Source organism: Streptomyces sp. ISL-96 (genome assembly GCF_018614035.1).
In the GTDB taxonomy this organism is placed as follows: domain Bacteria; phylum Actinomycetota; class Actinomycetes; order Streptomycetales; family Streptomycetaceae; genus Streptomyces.
Map to the genome: position 1 here is coordinate 1 of NZ_JAGGPA010000063.1, position 16,008 is coordinate 16,008.

Sequence of the window (16,008 nt, forward strand, 5' to 3'; positions counted from 1 at the left end):
GGCCAAAGTCACCAGCATTGGGTCTAGGCGGCGCCGACCGCTGCCAGCACCGCAACCGGCAACAGCAGCATCCACTGAGGCAGGCGCAGCAACGGCTTCGACCAGCTCGCGGCCAAGGAAACGGCCAGGAACACGGCCGAGTAGGCGACGAAGTGGGCGGCCAGAAGCCAGGCGATGGTGTCACTGCCGGGGCGGTCGCGCAGGGCCAGCCAGATCAGCGCCGCCGCGGCCAGGACCATGTCGGCCGTGACCATGTGCCAGACGGCGTGCAGAACACGGCGGGGCTCGTCCGGGAGGCTACCGGCCAGCAGCGGCCGGACGACGTCCCGACCACCTGCTATGGCGTGCATCGCGGCGACCCCGGCCGCGGTTGCGCCGGCGCTGAGAAACCAGCCGTTCACCGGGCCTCGATTCCGCGGCCGACGATGGCCGCCAGTTGAGCGGCGAGCTTCGGGCTGGGCTGTTCGCCCACCAGCCCGACGTGGAAGAAGACGGCTCCCGCAAGCGTGTCCAGAACCAGGTCGACCAGCACGCTGGGGGCGGTCTCCCCGCGCCGGCCGGCTCGCTCGAACACTGCCACCAGACCGTCCTTGGCCGGTGCGAGGAAGTTGGAGCGGATGCGGGCCTGCAAGTCCGGGTCGGCGGCAAAGTCGGCCAGCAGGCCAGGCAGGGCAGCGGCGACGGCCGGCGCGGAAAACTCCTGGATGAGGGACTCCAGCAGCGCCGTCAGATCACCAGTCAGCGTGCCGGTGTCGGGCACCGGACCCGCTTCGGTTTCGGTGAACACCGCCTCGTACACCAACTCGGCCTTGCACGACCAGCGCCGGTAGATGGTGTCCTTGCCGACGCCGGCCCGGGCGGCCACCGCTCCGATTGAGGTGGCGGCGTAGCCGAGTTCCGTCACCAGCTCGGTCGTGGCGGCCAGGATCGCCTGATGGGCACGGCTGTCTCGGGGACGCCCACGCGGGGCGCCGGGAAGATTCATGGGATAACCATACGGGACGGCCCGTTGGGTTATTTGCGGGTCGCCACATCTCCACCCCCATGCACCTCCCGCTGCCGGGCCGCTTCGACTCGCCTGAGCATGAACCGCCGCCTTTGGGGCAGGGGCCGGAGGCCGGGACCCGCCCGGTGCACTCCCGTGCTCGAAGGAGACCGAACGTGATAGCCCGTCCCACCAGCCCCGGCTCGCCGATCTACGACCAGCTCGTCATGGAACACGGAGACGTCCTCACCGAGGCCAGAAGACTCGCCGACCTCACGCATCAGCAGGCGGATCGTGTGCTGACCTGGGACAAGTCCACCTTGAGGGGCGATCAAGCCGCACAGTCCTGAGTTCGGCGTCCTGTTCGCTGGAGGGTGCCGGGGGCGATTCCTTCGCATGGCCTATCGTGGCCGGTCACACGGGGTGGGCCGGCCAGGACGGCGGGGCGGAGTGCCAAGGGGTCACAGATGAGCGAGGGACGTCCGGGCTGGATAAGGGTTCCGGTCGGGGATGACGCCGCTCGATGGGCAGCCCGAGGACAATGCCGCCGGGTGCTCCTGGTCGTACACAACGTCACTTCGGCCACCCGCCTGCTCGACGTCATAGCACTGTTCCATGACGACCTGCGGGTGCAGCTTCTGGCGACCTGCACGCGATCCTCCGCCTTCAGTTCCGGGGTCGCCGAACTTCTCGCGAGTATCGGCGTACCGATATTGCCGTGGGAACAGGCATGCAGCGTCCCTGTGGATCTTGCCATCTCGGCCAGCTTCGGCGGCCAACTCCACCGTATCCATGGCAAGTTGGCCATACTTTCGCACGGAATTGGCTATACTAAGACGCTGGCCAAGCCGGAAGCCGGAAGCCGGAAGCACCTGTCTTCGGGCTTTCTCCGGAGTGGCTGCTGTCGGAGGAGACAGGGCGTCCTCTCGCGGATGCGCTGGTGCTGTCCCATCCCGAGCAGCTCGACCGTCTGCAAGCCGCCTGCCCCGAGGCCGCCCCTACGGCGGTGCTCGCGGGAGATCCGTGTTTCGACCGCATGCTGGCGGCACGTTCATACCGTGAGAGGTTCCGTAATGCTTTCGGGGTGCGGCGCGGGCAGCGGTTCGTCGTGCTCAACTCGACCTGGAATCCGGACTCGCTCTTTGGTGATGCCGGCGAGGACGTTCTGCCGTGGCTGTTGCCGCGCCTGAGTGCCGAGTTGCCGGCGGATGAATACCGTGTCGCTGTCGTACTGCATCCCAACATCTGGCACGGCCATGGCCCCGGGCAGATCCGGGCGTGGCTCGACCGGGCGCGACGAAGCGGTCTGGCACTGATCGATCCCCTGGAGGACTGGCGGCAGGCTTTGATCGCAGCGGATGCCGTGATCGGCGATCACGGGTCGGTCTCCTACTACGCCGCCGCCTTGGGCGTCCCGGTGCTGCTGGGCGCGGCGCCCGAGTCGGGGCTCGACCCACTGGCGCCGGTCTCGGACTTTGTGCGGCGCGCACCCCGTCTGGACGTGTACGCGCCCCTGCTTCCCCAGGTCGCCTCCCTGCTGGCGGGCCACCAATGCCTGGCGGGGCCGAAGGAGTTCACGACGTCGCTGCCCGGCGAGGCCGCGCTGCGGCTGCGCCGTCTGTTCTACGCGCTCGTCGGGGTGAGCGAACCGCCCTGGCCTGCGCTTCTGGAGCCGTTGCCGATGCCTGCGTACACGCCGGTCTCGCACACTGCTCCGTTGCGTGTGCTGACCCGGCTGCTGGACGGGACTGATGCGGTGGCGGTGGAGCGCTATGCGGCGCCCGTCTACGAGCCGGTGGCGACGGGCGGGGCGCAGGCCGAGGCGCATACCGCCGTTCATGAGGACACCCGGGATGTGAGCGCGCTGGGCCTCGCCGACGTCATCTTCCGTGAGGGCTCCGCTGAGGATCCGCGGTGGGGAGGCCCTGCCCGGTGGACGGCCGAGGTACTGGATATGCACCGCCATTGCGCCCTCGCCGCATTCGTCACCGGTCCGGGCGAATGTGTGGCCCGTATCCGTGGCGGCGAGGTTCTGCGCCTGTTGCCGGGGCCGGATGGTCCTGATCCCGCTGCCTGTGCGTCCGCGCTCTACGCGCGGCTGGCCGCAGGCTCCAGCCCGGACGAGATCGTGGCGCAGGGACTGACCGTCCGCACCGGCCGGACCACGCATCTGGTTGCTGTCACGACCGGGGAGTGAGGCACTGCTCACGCAGTGCGCGAAGGTAAACGAGTGGGTACGACGCCTGTTCCTGCCCGAGTTTGTTGATCGCCTCATCAATGTGCGGCAATGCGGCAGCCCGGTCCTGCTGGTCGAGCAGAGTTTCCGCGAGGTCGGTCAGGACGCGCGCCGTGTTGTAGGCCTCCTGGCTGTCGCGGAAGAACTGGAGCGCGCTCTCCAGGCGCTGTTGTGCCTCGGGTCGTCGCCCCATGCCGCGCAGCGCACGACCCCGATGGCGTTCGAGGAGCGCGCGGGCACGAGGCAAGTCCGGCGCTCCTTCGCCGTCCGGGGCGATGGTGTCGTAGATCTGTCCTGCCTCCTCGAAGCAGTCGTACGCCTCGTCGAAACGCCATTGCCGCAATCGCAGCAGCCCGAGGAGTTCCGTCGCCGATGCGTGTCCTCGCGCGTGACCGGCTTCCCGCTCGGCGGCTGTGGCGGCGAGCGCGGCGGCTTCCGCTTCATCGAAGCGTCGCAGTTCGGTGAGGGTGTGGGCGAGTTGTACGTTGAGGGCGCCGGCGGTGCGGGTGCCGGGGCAAGAGGTGGCGGCGGAGTCGGCCGCGAGCCGGAGGACGGGCAGCAGTTCGTCATGGTGGCCGGCTTTCAGCTGCAGCGGCCACAGCGCCCGTCCCAGGTCCATCACGGTGTGATGGTCACCGAACTCGGCGGCCGTGTGCATGGCCTGCACGATATTGCCCGCTTCCGCGGCGAGGATCCCCAGTGCTTGGCCCCGCTCGATGTGCGCGCTGTGAGCGGATCCCTCTGGCAGGGGTGGTACGCGCCAGCTTTCGGGGAGGGCGTGGTGTGCGGCGTGCAGTGCAGTGTGCCGGTAGCCCTCCGTCATGCGGGCGACGGCCGAGGCGCACGCCGCGATGCCGTCTACGCGGGCGGCAGTCTGTTCTGCGTGGCGCCGCACGGCCGGACGGTAGCGGTAGCGCCCGTCGTCCGTGCCTTCCAGCAGTTGCAGCTCGGCGAGCGTCGCCAGGATGCGGGCCGCGTCGTCCTCACTGATCTGTGCCGCCCACGCCGCCGCGGCAGGGCCGATGAAGGGCCAAGGCCGCAGCCCCAGCAGTCGGTACAGTCGAGCGGCATCCGGATCCAGCAGACGATAGGTGTCCTCGGCGGCGGTTTGAAGGGCTTCGTTTTCAGGAACTGCGAACACCTCCTGCCGCGGGTGATGGTGCGATGACAGGGCCGAGAGGCGCGGGGCGGCGGCTCTCAGGGCGTACGGCGAACCTCCGCAGCGGGCAATGACAGGTTCGAGCGTGGCGCGGGCAGCGGTTATGGCGGGCCTGCCGGCGATTTCCGTCAAAAGCCGTCTGGCGTCCTTGTCTGCCAGCGGACCTACAGGGATGCGCAGGGCGTCAAGGCCAGGCAGCGGATGCCGGGCGACGACGAGAGTGAACAGACCGGTGGCCGAGGTGATCAGCGGTCTGATCTGGGCAGCGGAATAGGCATGGTCGAGGACGACCAGCAGCCGGCGGTCGGAGGCGATGCGCCGGAAGTACTCGGAGCGCTCTTCGGCCGTGGGGGGAATATCCTCGGCGGCGAGGCCCAGTTGCCCCAGCAGGCGGCTCAGTGCGGCTGTCGCGTCGAGGGCGCTGTCGGCGGACTGGCCCCGCAGGTCGACGTACAACTGCCCATGAGGAAAGCGGTTCGCCTCCCTGCTGCCCCAGTGCAGGGCGAGGGTACTGGTGCCCATGCCCTCGGGGCCGTGCAGCAGGGCGATTCTGGGTCGGCCGTCGGCGGCGCGTGAGGCTTCCTCGCCGAGGAGCTTCATCGCTGCTTTGCGGTCGGTGAAGAAGCGTGGTGCCGGTGGGAGCTGAGGGCGAGCGGAGGCGACGGCGAAACGGGGCATCTGTCGCGCGAGTGCGTCCCATGCGGGACTGAGCCCCGGTTCGCGTCGCAGGCCTTCGGACACCAGGCGAGCCACTGCCTCGGCTTCCCGGGAGGTCGTGGGCGCGGACACCTCCCGTCCGGCGATTCGACGTACCAGGCCGCCCGCCGACTCCCAGGCCCGCTTCCCGGCCTCGTTGGCCATTCCCGCACCGACCGCACCAAGAACCGCGGTGGCGGCCGCCAGCGATATGGGATCCAGCATCGTGCACTCCCCCTTGTCCGGACTTCCGCGCCGCGACTGCAAGGCGCCAACGCGCGGGTGCGTCGCCGCCCTCAAAGTCCACGGTAGCGTCCAGGCGATCACCCGAGGTGCCCACGGACCGATAACTGGCCAAGCAGCAGGGGGTGTTCCTGCCACGACAAGGGACCACAGGCGAGCACGTCGCCCACGCGCAGGCACGCAGCCCCAGCGGATGTGTTGTTGATGCCGGGCCTGCGCGGAGGGGACGGATGGGGGCCCCGCCCCCTCCGCGTTGTGGGCCGGTGTCAGGCGGTGGCGGGCACGGGCGGTGCGGACGGCGCGGGCGGCTTCAGGCGGCCGGTGCGGTGCAGCCCGTACAGGGCGGCGGCACAGGCGAGGCCGAGAGCTGTGAGCGCGATCCATGGCAGCGCCGACATGCCCGCAGCCCGGGCGGCGTCGAGCGCGGCTCCGGTGAGCAGGTTGCCAAGCGTGATGCCGACGCCGCAGATGGTGTTGTAGAGCCCGTAGTGAGTGGCGACGAGGCGGTCACCGGAGAGGCGGACGATGGTGTCCATCTCGAACGGGTAGGCGATCATCGTGCCCAGCGCCAGCAGAAACGCGGCGAGCGTCGGCGGTACGGCGGCGAGAAGCCATAGCCCGGCCCCGCTGTCGGGTACCGGTACGGCCGTAGCCGCAAGCAGCGGCAGGAACGCGGTTCCCATGACGAGCAGGCCCCCGATGAGCGCGCGGCCGGGCTCCATGCGGGCCTTGCACCAGGCGGTCACCTTGGTCTGGCCGAGGATGGTGCTCAGTCCGGAGACGGCGAACAGCACCGCCACCGCCGCAGTCCCGAAGTCCCCTTCGCCACCCAGGCGCCGCACTTCCAGCGGCAACGCGAGATAGACCTGGAACGACATCACGTACGAACCGATCATGGCGAGCGAGAAGAGCAGGAACGGCCGGTTGGCCAGGATGCTCCGCCACTGCGACAGCACACTCTCCCGGCGGCCGTCCGCCTGGACCTTCGCGCCGTCGGCCCGGCGCGCCGGCAGGGCCCGGACCTGCACGATGCTCAAGGCCGCGAAGATGCCGGCGGCGGTCAGGCAGGTGATGCGGAAGTCGATACCCGTCAGCACCATGCCGACCAGCGGGCCGAGCAGGATGCCCGCCTGGTAGAAGACGTTGAACAGCGCGAACGCCTCCACCCGCCGCTCCCCCGCATCGGCCGCGAGGTAGGCGCGGGTGGCCGGGTTGAACAGGGCCCCGGCCAGTCCCGTCGCGGCGGACGCGGCGATCAGCGCGGGCACCGAGTCGACGAGCCCGAGGGTGGCGAAGCCCACGACGCGCAGCAGCATCCCCGCGATGATCATCGGTTTGTAGCCGAGCCGGTCGGCCAGTGTTCCGCCGACCAGGAACATGCCCTGCTGGCTGAAGTTGCGTACGCCGAGGATCAGGCCGACGAGCCAGCCGGCCAGTCCGAGGGGTCCGGCCAGGTGCGTGGCCAGGTACGGCATCAGCATGTAGAAGCCGAGGTTGATGGTGAACTGATTCACCATCAACAACTGGACGCTGCGTTCGTACGTGCGGACCTGCGCGAGGACGCTCTTCACCGGTCCCCCTCCACATCGGTCTCGGACGGCGTCTCCGCGGCGGATTCCGGATGTTCCGCGCCCGCGTCATGGGCGAGGACAAGCGGGTCCACGATGCTGGTGCACCGGGTCCAGCGGGTGACTTCCTTCTCGTCCAGGCGCCCGATCGCCTCCGGTTCGGGCGCGGGCGGGAAGCCGAGCAAGCCATGGGCGGCGCAGTAGTCGTCGTCGTACACCGTGCTCAGATAGCGTTGCGGCCCGTCGGGGAAGATCGCCGCGATACGGGTGTCCTCGGGCAAGGTACGGGCAAGCCAGCCGGCGACCAGGGCGACCGCGCCGACGCTCCATCCGCCGGTGGCGTAGTGCGAGGCGGCCAGCTGCCGGCAGGCCCACACCGCTTCGGCGGGGGCGACCCAGTGGACCTCGGAGAAGCTGTCGTAGGCGACATTACGGGGGTAGATGCTCGACCCGAGTCCGCGCATCAGCCGGGGCCGGGCGGGCTGGCCGAAGATGGTGGAGCCGATGGTGTCCACGCCCACGAGCTTCAGGCCGGGGTAGAGCTGTCGCAGGACCCGCGAAACGCCGGCGGAGTGCCCGCCGGTGCCGACGCTGCACACCAGCACGTCGATGTGGGCGAGTTCGGTGGCGAGTTCCAGGGCGAGCGGTGTGTACGCGGTGGTGTTGTCGGGGTTGTTGTACTGGTCCGGGGACCAGGAATCCGGGTGCTGCCGCATCAGCTGGGCGACGCGGTCGCAGCGGGCCTGCTGCCAGCCGCCGGTGGGGTGCGGCTCGGACACGACATTGACCTGGGCGCCGTACGCGGTGAGCAGCCGGGTCATGGACGTCTCCAGGCCCGGGTCGGTGACCAGGGTGACTGGGTGGCCGTACACCATGCCTGCCAGGGCCAGGCCGAGGCCGAGGGTGCCGCTGGTGGACTCGATGATTCGGGCCGCGGGCTTCAGATCGCCGCGAGCGCGGGCGCGTTCGACCATGTGCAGGCCGGGGCGGTCTTTTATGCCGCCGGGGTTGAAGCCTTCCAGCTTCGCCCAGAAGCCTCGTCCGGCAGGAGCTAAGGGCTCACTGACGTGCAGTAAAGGGGTGTTGCCGACCAGCCCCGACAGGGCGGCGTGACCGGGCTTGGCGAGGGGCGAGGTATTCGGAGATTGCATAAGTCGGCTCTCCTCATTCGGTGAATGGCGCGTCGGGTGCTGATCGGCTGCGACTTCAAGGGCATGGCCTACGTCCGCCACCGGCACAGTGTGCAGAGCGTGAATCGGCCGGACATGGTTCTTCGGGCCTCCTGCACCGCGGGCCGCTCACTCCCGGGAGGTGCTGTCGAGCGCGTCGCTGCCGCTTCGGGGACGGCCGCGGCTGGCATCGGCTTACGCGTCTGCTGCCGTACGGCCGGCTCTACGTCCGAGCCGGTCGGCGAGCAGGAGGAGGAGTCGGCAGGTGTCACCGCAGCGGGAGACACGTGCTCGGTGCTCTGTCGGGCGCCGGCGACGGTACGGACCGCGCCGTGAGCACCGCCGAACTCGTGCAGCAGCCGCGCACAGTCGAGCACGAGCAACAGCAGCCCGCTCAGCAGCAGGGTGAGCAGTCGGCGCTGCGCAGGGGAAGCAGCGGGGCGTGGGCGAATGCGGGATGGCGGGGGCACAGTTCCTCCGCAGACGGCCGTCGTGCGCCACAAGGCACATCCGTACGGCGGGCGGGGCGGGCGGGGCAGTGTCAGGGAAATGCCGCATCGCGCCCGCAGCCGCTGGGGGCTGTCCGTAGTCATGACCACGGGAGGCGTCGAGGGCCGGCGTAGAGTCGCCGGTCCCTAGATCTGCAGAACTGTGGCTCTTATCGACGTGCTCGGCAATTGCTTGGCCGCCGCCACGTCACCGAACGCGACCAGGACAGGTCGCGGCGACGGGGACGACCCCTGCTCGGCCACGGCACAGAGGCCGGGAGCGTCCAGGGCAGGCGTCTGCTGCGGCTGGCCGGGCACGCATTCCTGAGCGAGGTGGACGAGGTGGGACGGGTCGTGACCACCACCGTGGTGATCCACTGGCGGTTCCTCGACCGCATGGCCGTGAAGGACGACCGCTGCGGGCGCGGTGGCAGTTGCGGTTGCGGTTGCGTCGAGGTGGCTGGTGACGCCTTCGGTGCTCACGGCGTGCGCGTACACGAAGGCGAACAGCGTCATCGCCACCCACAACACGCGCAGCGGACCCGCTGACGAGCGGGCCCGCGACATGCGGAAGTACGACGAAGCCGTGACCACGCCGTGATCCTAGCGGGTGGCGTTGCAGATGTCGGCGCAGTCGGCGTTCGTACGGATGCACTTGGCCAGGTCGGCGACCATCTCCTCGGACAGGAGGGAGTCGGGGCAGCGGTCAGTGGTACGCGTGAACCACCGCGTGGCCCTTGCCCCGACCGATCATCCACTTGTTCAGCGGTGTGGTGATGACGAAGGCGACGGCGAAGCCTCCCAGGAGCGCGCCCCAGAAGAGTCCGTCGGACAGGTGGGCGTCCAGTGCGCCGGGCGTGAGCGCGATGATCAGGTTGTCCACGAATTCCATCACCGCGATGGAGACAGTGTCGGCAGCCAGGGCAACGCGGATGGCGGCCTTGAGCCCGAGTCCCGCCTTGCGCACCGCGTACATGGTGAAGGAGTAGCCGAACAGGAAGGCCAGGGCGATCGCCAGCGCCATGGTGGGGACGTTGCCCCAGAGCAGGGCGGTGCCGATGGCCATGCCCAGGATCTCGCCGATCGCGCAACCGGTCAGGCAGTGAGCCGTCGCCTTCGCCGCAGTACCCCAGGAAGCGCCACCAGTCCCCGTGTGCCCGCCGTGACCATGGTCGCCATGATCGTGCCCGACGTGCTCCCGGTCCGTGTGCTGGGAGCCGGAGGTGCCGGCGTGATGAGCGCTGTGGTCCATGTGATCCATGACGTTCTCCCTCTCCTCTTTCCAGTCTGAGCCCGAGGGGACCGCCCGGCACAGCACAGCACAGCACAGGAGGTGATCACGGCCGGTGGCACTGGGGCTAGTAGGTGGAAGGTGGCCGGTCCCTGGGGCAGGGGGCGCGGAAGCCTTACGCGGCTGGGGGAATGCGGGGGCGGCTGGTGGCGGCCCCCGCATCGCGGCTCGTGCGGTCAGCTCTTGCCGAGCAACTTGTTCATGCGGGTGATCTCGGCGCTCTGCGAGGTGATGATGTCGCCGGCCATGTCCTTGGCCGGCCGGTAGGCACCGTCGGCCTGCTCGGTCCTGGCCATTTCGATCGCGCCTTCATGGTGCTTGATCATCAGCTCCATGAACGCGGTGTCGAACGCCGCGCCGGAGGACTTCTCCAGCCTGTCCATATCCTCGGGCGTCATCATTCCGGGCATGGAGTGCCCGGCGTGCTCGCCGATCTCGTTCTCCTTGGGGACTTCCTCGCCCCAGGAGGTCAGCCATCCGGACAGCGTCTTGATCTCCGGGTCCTGCGCCTTCTTGATCTCCGCGGCCAGCTTCTTTACCTCGGGGGACTGCGCCCGGGTCTCCGCCAGCTCGGCCATCTCGACCGCCTGCCGGTGGTGCGGGATCATCCCCTTCGCGAAGGCGAGGTCGGCGGCGTTCTGCTCACCCTCCTGGGCGGAGGCCGACGCGCTCGGCGAGGAGGTCTTGTCGTGGCCGTCATGGCCGGCCGAACTGTCATTTCCCCCGCCGCAGGCGGCGAGCACGACGGCGGCGGTGGCCGCGGCGGCAACAGCGGCGACACGACGAATCAGGGAACGGTGTGCGGTCATGGTGGTGCAGCTCCTGTGTGTACGTGCGATCAGGCATGGCTCTCAACGGCGGCACCGCCCAAAGGGAGCGGGCGCGCCGGGGCCGCCCTATATGCGCAGGAGTTGCAGTTCGCTCAATGAGGGCGGGGCCCGCCCACCCAGCGTCGCCGCCGGCACGACTGCGGGTGCTTCAGCCGTCGGGCACGTAACCACCACAGCCAGAGCAAGCGCGGGCAGTGCGGGTGCTCCGCTCGTGCCGCCGGCAGCGCACGTGGCGTCGGCGTGCTCGGCGTGTCCGCCGACACCGCCCTCGTCGTGACCGACGTGAATGCAGTCCTCACATTCGGCTGGGTCGGTGTGCGAGGAGGCCCCAGCCGTGACCGCGTGGCGGACGTCCGGTACGGCGGAGGGCGACGCCAGAGGGACAGCAGGCCCCAGACCGTGCATGGCCACCACACCCGCCAGCACGGCCAGCACCAGCAGCACGTACGCCCGTACCGCACCCGGTCGGGCTGCGCACCACGCCTGCTGTCTCATACCGGGCATCCTAATCGTCGTCCCTTGCCGCACCGCTGACCGCGTTGCGGCGGCTCGACGTACCGCCCCTCACCACGTGAAGGGGCGGGAGAGCAGGGCGGCTCAGCCGACCTTCTCCATGGGGAGCCCGCAGCAGCACGTGGGTGCTTCGTCCCCGCCGTGGCCCGGAGTCGCCCCCTTGGTCACGGTGATCTCACAGCCACAGTCGGGGTCTGGGCACCGGTACACCTCGCCTTCGATGAATGCCATGAGGTGAACTCCTTCCCGCTTGGTGCCTACGCGACGACGCTAGAGCCTCCCCCTGCCGGCAGGCGCAAGGCCCGCTGCATGGAGGGGCACATCTCAGGATATTGCGGAGGGTCCCCGCATGCCGGACGCAACGTCGACCGCCACTGACGCCCGTGTGTGGGTGCGCAGTGGCCCGGACCGTAAGTGATCGGCGGCCTCCGCAGTCAGCACCCGGGGGGTTACCGGCGGAGGCTTCGGATCAATGGTTGTGGCCGTCTTCGTGCCCGGGCTCTTCGCTCGGGTGAGTGTCCTTCGTGGGCGGGCTGGGCTCGGAAGTCGGATCGGCGGTGCCGCTGCCCTGGTCACCCTCATGTCCTTCGCCGTCGCTCTTCTCGGTCACGGCATCGCCGTGACTGTGTCCCCCTCCGGGCACCTCGGCCATGGTGGGCGCAATGTGGCGCAGGCCCGCGAAGGTCAGTGCTGTGACGACGAGGACTGCCAGACCCATGAGACCGAAGATGCGCCGCCACGGCGTCTTGTCCTCCTTCAGGAAGTAGGCGACGAAGGACAGGACGATCCCCAGCGGTATCAGCACGGCGCAGCGGTCCGGAAGGTCTGCGAAATGCTGCATGCCACCGCTGAGCATGCCGAGACCGAACGACAGCATCGTCGAGGTGCCGAGCACCCGCGCCATGCGTGACAGGGCCGGCTTCTCGGTCGCAAGGATGATGTCGTTGAGGACGGTTGCGAGAAGGAAGACCAGCACGCCGGCCCCGGCGATCACGGAGTAGCGGGTCGGATCCATCGGGTGATGCACGACCGCGCCGCTGATGAGTCCGGCACCCACGTAGTAGCCGACGTAACCGAGGTAGCGCCACGGCAGGGAGGCGCTTTGCTGCCTACTGGCGGAACGGCGGTGGCTGGGGGTCGGCTCCGACGGGGTCGGCGGCGGGGTTGTGGCGAGACGGGATGAGGAGGACAAGAGCTGCTGGCCTTTCAAGGGTGGGTTCGGTGGCGCAGGACTGATCGCCTTGCGGCCTTCAACGAGACGTGAGGACAAACAGCCGGGCAGGCCTACAGCTCCGCGTCGCTTTCGCGTGCGGACAGCAGAAGGGCATGGCGCGGCATGGCAGAACCGCTGCGGACACGCAGGCGAAGACGGTGCGGCGTGTGCCCAACGAGTCGTCGACCGGTTCGAAGGCGACGCGAAGATTTAGATCCGTAGAACCGCTGAGTCCGGCAAGGGGGGAGACGCCCAGGGGGCAGCCGCAGGCCGACCGTTGATGGGTACGGACGTGTGCGGAGGCCGGATCATCGGAGCCCCGCACGGGGCGGGCAGCGCCACACTCTGCTCGGGGTGACCGGACACACACTGGTGAGCCGCGTGGTCAGGCTCCGGGGCATCATCGTGGTGGTCGGAGTGTCGCTGGTCGGAGTGCGAGCCGAGCCCATCGTGGCTGTGGCCGTGCTCGACCGCACCGGCGGCGTCTTGGGCGCCTACGGCCACCGTGCTGGACGCCACGGGATGTGCATGGCCTGCGGCGCTCTCCCCGCTGACACCGTGTGTGTACGTCAGTGCGAGGAGCAGCGCGGACAGCACCCATGTCCGCCACGGGCCCGCTGCATCAGAGCGGGTCCGCAGCGCGGGGAGCATCCGCCGGGCCGCAAGCATGCCGGGGAGCATAGCTGCACATCAGGAAGAACGACTACCGCCCCCTTGCGCGAGCCCCTCGGTCTCACGCTCGGGGAACGACGCACCCCCGACCTGCCAGGCCGCCCCGGCGACACGCCGCAGAAGGAATCTTCCGCCGTAGTGACTCGCGGGGGGATGGGCGGGGATGGAGGGATGGGGCCGACCGGATTCGAACCGGCGTCCTCCCACATGCGGTGAAGGCGCGACAACCGCTGCGCTACGAGCCCCATCCCGCTCTTGATCATACGAGACTCTGCGTGATTATTGATCTCGGTGATGCCTCTGAGGAGGCCGCCCGAAAACAGCCGCCCACGACCATGTCGTGGCTGACGGTTCTGGGCCGTGCACGAGGTCATGCTCCGCTTGGAGGAACTGTCGGCGGAAGAACACGGCGAGGCGATCCGTAGTGGGATCAGATGCCGGGCAGCCGGGGCCTCGTGTACGGGCTGTGGAGCCTGGTCGAGCCGGGGGTTCGGCTCCTATATGCGGCTTCCTGCTGACTGCCCAGCACGGGGCCGCGCGTGGTGCTGTGCGTGCATGTCCGTCGTTTCGCCTGCGTGGGTCCTCCGTGTGAACGGCGGGTCTCCGCCGAGGACTTACCCGTCGATACAGCCGGTGGACCGAACGGCTGCGGTCGGCATTGGCCTAGTGCAGCGCGCCGCAAGTCATTTGCTGGTTGCGATCATGCGATTGCGCTGCACTAGGTCTGCGCGTGGCAACAACTTCGGGACTCAGACGATCGACTTGATGGTCTTGTCCGCGTACCGCAGTGTCTCGTCGATGGCCTTGTCCATCTCGCGCAAGGCGTCGGGTTTTGCCGTGAGGAGAGCACTGACGTTGATGCTGCTCACGGCGAGGAGGCATCCCGCCACGGTTAGGAACTCCTTGTACCGTTCCTGCCCCTCATGCCCGAGCGATTTCCAGTGCCGGGGCTCCGGCGGCAGACTTACCCTCCACTTCTCAAGGGCGTGGGTGCCGTGGACGCCGACGTATTCCATGATGGCCGTGGCGCGAAGTAGTACGTCGATCATGGCGTCGAAGCCTTGCTGTGACTGATCCAGAGCTGCCTCCGCAGCCTCGACCTCGGTTCGGAGACGCTCCTCCTCCTTCTTGTTTCGGCGCTGCCTCAAGACGTAGAAGCCGGCGGCCGCCAGCGCTGCCGCCGGGGCGGCGACCATGCCTGTGAGCAGGAGAGTTCCACCCGCCATGCCCGCACCGCCTGCGGCCAGCGTGCCTCCTCCCAGGAGGGCCAGAGTCGCGTTGGTCGCGGCAACCCCGGACAGCGTCGAAATAGCTGCTCCAGTGGAGGCGGTCCCGAACAACGCGGCGGCAGTGAACGCACCGTAGGCCGCGGCGCCGCCGGCTGCTACCCCGGCCGCACCTCCAGCGGCGACACCGCGGATCGCGTTGGCGATCCCGACGGACATGGCCTCGATACGTATCGCAGTGGGGATCTCGCCCGTGCTCTCGGTCTCCTCCTCACTCGGCCTCTCTGGCTCGGGCGCCCCGCTGATGCTCTCGGCCAGCTCCACGAACCTCAGGAAGAACTCGTCGCGGGCGGTATCATGGACATGATTGAAGGCTTCCCCGAATTCTTGGGTGATCTTCGACCGCTGGGCCACCTTCTCGTTGATCTCGGCGTGACGTCTTTTCGTCTCCGCGACTTGGTCGCGCAACTTCACCGGCCGCTGGCCCCGCTGACGAGCGAGAGACCTGGTTCGGTCCTCCGCCTCCTGCTTGAGTTGCCCGGGTGTTAGTTGGAGCGCGAGGGCGATGGCGGCTAGACGGTGCTCCCCGGGGCTTATCAGCCCGCGCTCGATCCGGGAGATCGAGACCGCGCCACCCTTCCCGTAATCGGCCCGTTTAGCCAACTCTTCCTGGGTCATCGAGGGTCTCTGGGCCTGGCGGTGCTCGCGGATCACGAGGCCCATCGCCTCTGCACTGAAATCATTCATCGGTTCCGGCCCCTTCGGTCAGCGGGCTGTGGCGACGCCAGGAGGACTGAGCCTCACGTGCTAGCGCACCACCGGAGCGGAAAGCCTGGGCGCTGTCTTCCGCGAACTGCTTGGCCGCCTTGACAACGGCCGGGTCACGACGGACTTCGTCGGCGGTCTGGATGTTCTGGGCGGCGGTGAGGGCCAGTTGGGCGAGGTTGAGGCGAGACATGGCAGTGGACCTTTCGTCGCTGATGGTGCCTGCGCGTGTGCAACATAGCGTCACTTAGTGTGCGGTGTCGGCACTATGGCGAAGCTGACTGCGATGCCGACACGCTCAGCGCCTGGGACCGCCTGAGCACGCAGGGGCTAGCGCAGCGCGTCGCAGGTTCTTTGCCGGTTGTCGGTGACGGTGGTGAGGGTCATGCGGCTCGGTCGAAGGCACCGGGATGGCACGGGTATTGAGTGTGGCGTTCGAGGTAGCGGGCGTGTTCGGCGTCGGCGTCGTACCGCCACCGGTAGGGGCGGGCCGTTCGGTTGCAGCGGACGGTGTAGGCGGTGATCTGTGTTTCCAGGTCGTCGCGGGAGGCGAAACCGCCGCGGCGGAGGAGGCGACGGGTCAGCGCGCTGAACCATTGCTCGATCATGTTGAGCCAGGAGGCGTGCTTGGGGGGGGGCGGGATCGGTGCAGCGGTCGATCAGACGCGGGAAGCGGATGAAGGTCGCCGAGTTGTTGCGGTCGATGGGCTCGGCGATGACCTGGCCGGTGGCGACGTTCATGGCTGCGACGAGGGACAGCTCCTCTGGCGCGCATATACGGCCCGGACACCCCGGATGGGGTGGGGAGGGAAGGTTCTGGTGATCAGCCCACTCACCGCGAAGACCCACATCAACCGGGTCATGGCCAAGCTCCACGCCCGGGACCGGGCCCAACTCGTGGTCCTGGCCTACGAATCCGGACTCGTAATCCCGCGCAACTGACGAAACGCACAC

Annotated in this window: 17 protein-coding genes, 1 tRNA gene and 2 pseudogenes; 3 read left to right on the forward strand and 17 right to left on the reverse strand. The window is 68.7% G+C overall.

Translation table 11 applies throughout. The features are described from left to right. Window positions 1-23: 23 nt before the first annotated feature. The gene (locus tag J7E96_RS30930) at window positions 24-350 is read right to left on the reverse strand and encodes a hypothetical protein (RefSeq protein ID WP_251070698.1); all 327 of its coding nucleotides are present in this window, start codon (window positions 348-350) and stop codon (window positions 24-26) included. 47 nt (window positions 351-397) lie between these two features. Beyond that, window positions 398-985, reverse strand: a complete 588-nt coding sequence (locus J7E96_RS30935; RefSeq protein WP_215136184.1) for a TetR/AcrR family transcriptional regulator — start codon at window positions 983-985, stop codon at window positions 398-400. Window positions 986-1,161: 176 nt separating this feature from the next. Between J7E96_RS30935 and J7E96_RS30940 the strand changes: the two genes are divergently transcribed. Then, a complete protein-coding gene (locus J7E96_RS30940) occupies window positions 1,162-1,335 on the forward strand; it encodes a hypothetical protein (protein WP_215136278.1) in 174 nt (57 codons plus the stop codon). Window positions 1,336-2,069: 734 nt separating this feature from the next. Further along, a complete protein-coding gene (locus tag J7E96_RS38595; protein ID WP_308296222.1) occupies window positions 2,070-3,182 on the forward strand; it encodes a hypothetical protein in 1,113 nt (370 codons plus the stop codon). Here the strand turns inward: J7E96_RS38595 and J7E96_RS30950 are convergent. The 15 genes and pseudogenes from J7E96_RS30950 to J7E96_RS31015 all read right to left on the reverse strand — a co-directional run bounded on the left by J7E96_RS30950 (window position 3,166) and on the right by J7E96_RS31015 (window position 15,662). Next, window positions 3,166-5,301: a tetratricopeptide repeat protein gene (locus tag J7E96_RS30950; protein WP_215136186.1), complete on the reverse strand. Its 2,136-nt coding sequence runs from the start codon at window positions 5,299-5,301 to the stop codon at window positions 3,166-3,168. The two genes, J7E96_RS38595 and J7E96_RS30950, sit on opposite strands and share 17 nt — an antisense overlap. 284 nt (window positions 5,302-5,585) lie before the next feature. Next, the gene (locus J7E96_RS30955; protein WP_215136188.1) at window positions 5,586-6,890 is read right to left on the reverse strand and encodes an MFS transporter; all 1,305 of its coding nucleotides are present in this window, start codon (window positions 6,888-6,890) and stop codon (window positions 5,586-5,588) included. Continuing rightward, entirely contained in the window at window positions 6,887-8,038 is a 1,152-nt protein-coding gene (locus J7E96_RS30960; protein WP_215136190.1) for a PLP-dependent cysteine synthase family protein, read from the reverse strand. The genes J7E96_RS30955 and J7E96_RS30960 overlap by 4 nt, the downstream gene beginning before the upstream one ends. 68 nt (window positions 8,039-8,106) lie before the next feature. Then, window positions 8,107-8,526, reverse strand: coding sequence for a hypothetical protein (locus tag J7E96_RS30965; RefSeq protein WP_215136192.1), 420 nt, complete (start codon window positions 8,524-8,526; stop codon window positions 8,107-8,109). A 165-nt stretch (window positions 8,527-8,691) separates the two neighbouring features. Beyond that, window positions 8,692-9,138 (reverse strand): hypothetical protein, encoded by a 447-nt coding sequence (locus J7E96_RS30970; RefSeq protein WP_215136194.1) that lies wholly within the window; start codon window positions 9,136-9,138, stop codon window positions 8,692-8,694. A 15-nt stretch (window positions 9,139-9,153) separates the two neighbouring features. Next, a pseudogene (locus J7E96_RS37865) lies at window positions 9,154-9,246 on the reverse strand (four-helix bundle copper-binding protein); the annotation flags it as partial. Between the two features lie 4 nt (window positions 9,247-9,250). Beyond that, window positions 9,251-9,796, reverse strand: a complete 546-nt coding sequence (locus J7E96_RS30975) for a DUF4396 domain-containing protein (protein ID WP_215136265.1) — start codon at window positions 9,794-9,796, stop codon at window positions 9,251-9,253. 215 nt (window positions 9,797-10,011) lie between these two features. Continuing rightward, a complete protein-coding gene (locus tag J7E96_RS30980) occupies window positions 10,012-10,644 on the reverse strand; it encodes a DUF305 domain-containing protein (RefSeq protein WP_215136196.1) in 633 nt (210 codons plus the stop codon). Between the two features lie 87 nt (window positions 10,645-10,731). Continuing rightward, complete coding sequence (locus J7E96_RS30985; protein ID WP_215136198.1) at window positions 10,732-11,160, reverse strand: DUF6153 family protein; 429 nt, start codon at window positions 11,158-11,160, stop codon at window positions 10,732-10,734. 102 nt (window positions 11,161-11,262) lie between these two features. After that, entirely contained in the window at window positions 11,263-11,409 is a 147-nt protein-coding gene (locus J7E96_RS30990; RefSeq protein ID WP_215136200.1) for a hypothetical protein, read from the reverse strand. A gap of 238 nt (window positions 11,410-11,647) precedes the next feature. Continuing rightward, window positions 11,648-12,370 carry a hypothetical protein gene (locus J7E96_RS30995; RefSeq protein WP_215136202.1) on the reverse strand — a complete coding sequence of 241 codons (723 nt, stop codon included), beginning with the start codon at window positions 12,368-12,370 and terminating at the stop codon, window positions 11,648-11,650. An 865-nt stretch (window positions 12,371-13,235) separates the two neighbouring features. Further along, a tRNA-Ala gene (locus tag J7E96_RS31000) sits at window positions 13,236-13,309 on the reverse strand. Window positions 13,310-13,812: 503 nt separating this feature from the next. Then, the gene (locus J7E96_RS31005) at window positions 13,813-15,036 is read right to left on the reverse strand and encodes a helix-turn-helix domain-containing protein (RefSeq protein ID WP_215136204.1); all 1,224 of its coding nucleotides are present in this window, start codon (window positions 15,034-15,036) and stop codon (window positions 13,813-13,815) included. Beyond that, window positions 15,029-15,247, reverse strand: coding sequence for a hypothetical protein (locus J7E96_RS31010; protein WP_215136206.1), 219 nt, complete (start codon window positions 15,245-15,247; stop codon window positions 15,029-15,031). The genes J7E96_RS31005 and J7E96_RS31010 overlap by 8 nt, the downstream gene beginning before the upstream one ends. A 190-nt stretch (window positions 15,248-15,437) precedes the next feature. Continuing rightward, window positions 15,438-15,662: a hypothetical protein gene (locus tag J7E96_RS31015; protein WP_215136208.1), complete on the reverse strand. Its 225-nt coding sequence runs from the start codon at window positions 15,660-15,662 to the stop codon at window positions 15,438-15,440. Window positions 15,663-15,870: 208 nt separating this feature from the next. On the opposite strand from J7E96_RS31015, the pseudogene J7E96_RS31020 reads away from it, so the two are divergent. Beyond that, a pseudogene (locus J7E96_RS31020) lies at window positions 15,871-15,996 on the forward strand (LuxR C-terminal-related transcriptional regulator); the annotation flags it as partial. Between the last annotated feature and the right edge of the window lie 12 nt (window positions 15,997-16,008).

Excerpts from the sequence above, each read along its gene's own strand:
- J7E96_RS30985 (WP_215136198.1), bottom strand. The coding sequence starts at position 11,160 with ATGAGACAGCAGGCGTGGTGCGCAGCCCGACCGGGTGCGGTACGGGCG.
- J7E96_RS31005 (WP_215136204.1), bottom strand. The coding sequence starts at position 15,036 with ATGAATGATTTCAGTGCAGAGGCGATGGGCCTCGTGATCCGCGAGCAC.
- J7E96_RS30950 (WP_215136186.1), bottom strand. The coding sequence starts at position 5,301 with ATGCTGGATCCCATATCGCTGGCGGCCGCCACCGCGGTTCTTGGTGCG.
- J7E96_RS31015 (WP_215136208.1), bottom strand. The coding sequence starts at position 15,662 with ATGATCGAGCAATGGTTCAGCGCGCTGACCCGTCGCCTCCTCCGCCGC.
- J7E96_RS30930 (WP_251070698.1), bottom strand. The coding sequence starts at position 350 with ATGCACGCCATAGCAGGTGGTCGGGACGTCGTCCGGCCGCTGCTGGCC.
- J7E96_RS30980 (WP_215136196.1), bottom strand. The coding sequence starts at position 10,644 with ATGACCGCACACCGTTCCCTGATTCGTCGTGTCGCCGCTGTTGCCGCC.
- J7E96_RS30960 (WP_215136190.1), bottom strand. The coding sequence starts at position 8,038 with ATGCAATCTCCGAATACCTCGCCCCTCGCCAAGCCCGGTCACGCCGCC.
- J7E96_RS30935 (WP_215136184.1), bottom strand. The coding sequence starts at position 985 with ATGAATCTTCCCGGCGCCCCGCGTGGGCGTCCCCGAGACAGCCGTGCC.
- J7E96_RS30990 (WP_215136200.1), bottom strand. The coding sequence starts at position 11,409 with ATGGCATTCATCGAAGGCGAGGTGTACCGGTGCCCAGACCCCGACTGT.
- J7E96_RS31010 (WP_215136206.1), bottom strand. The coding sequence starts at position 15,247 with ATGTCTCGCCTCAACCTCGCCCAACTGGCCCTCACCGCCGCCCAGAAC.
- J7E96_RS30975 (WP_215136265.1), bottom strand. The coding sequence starts at position 9,796 with ATGGACCACAGCGCTCATCACGCCGGCACCTCCGGCTCCCAGCACACG.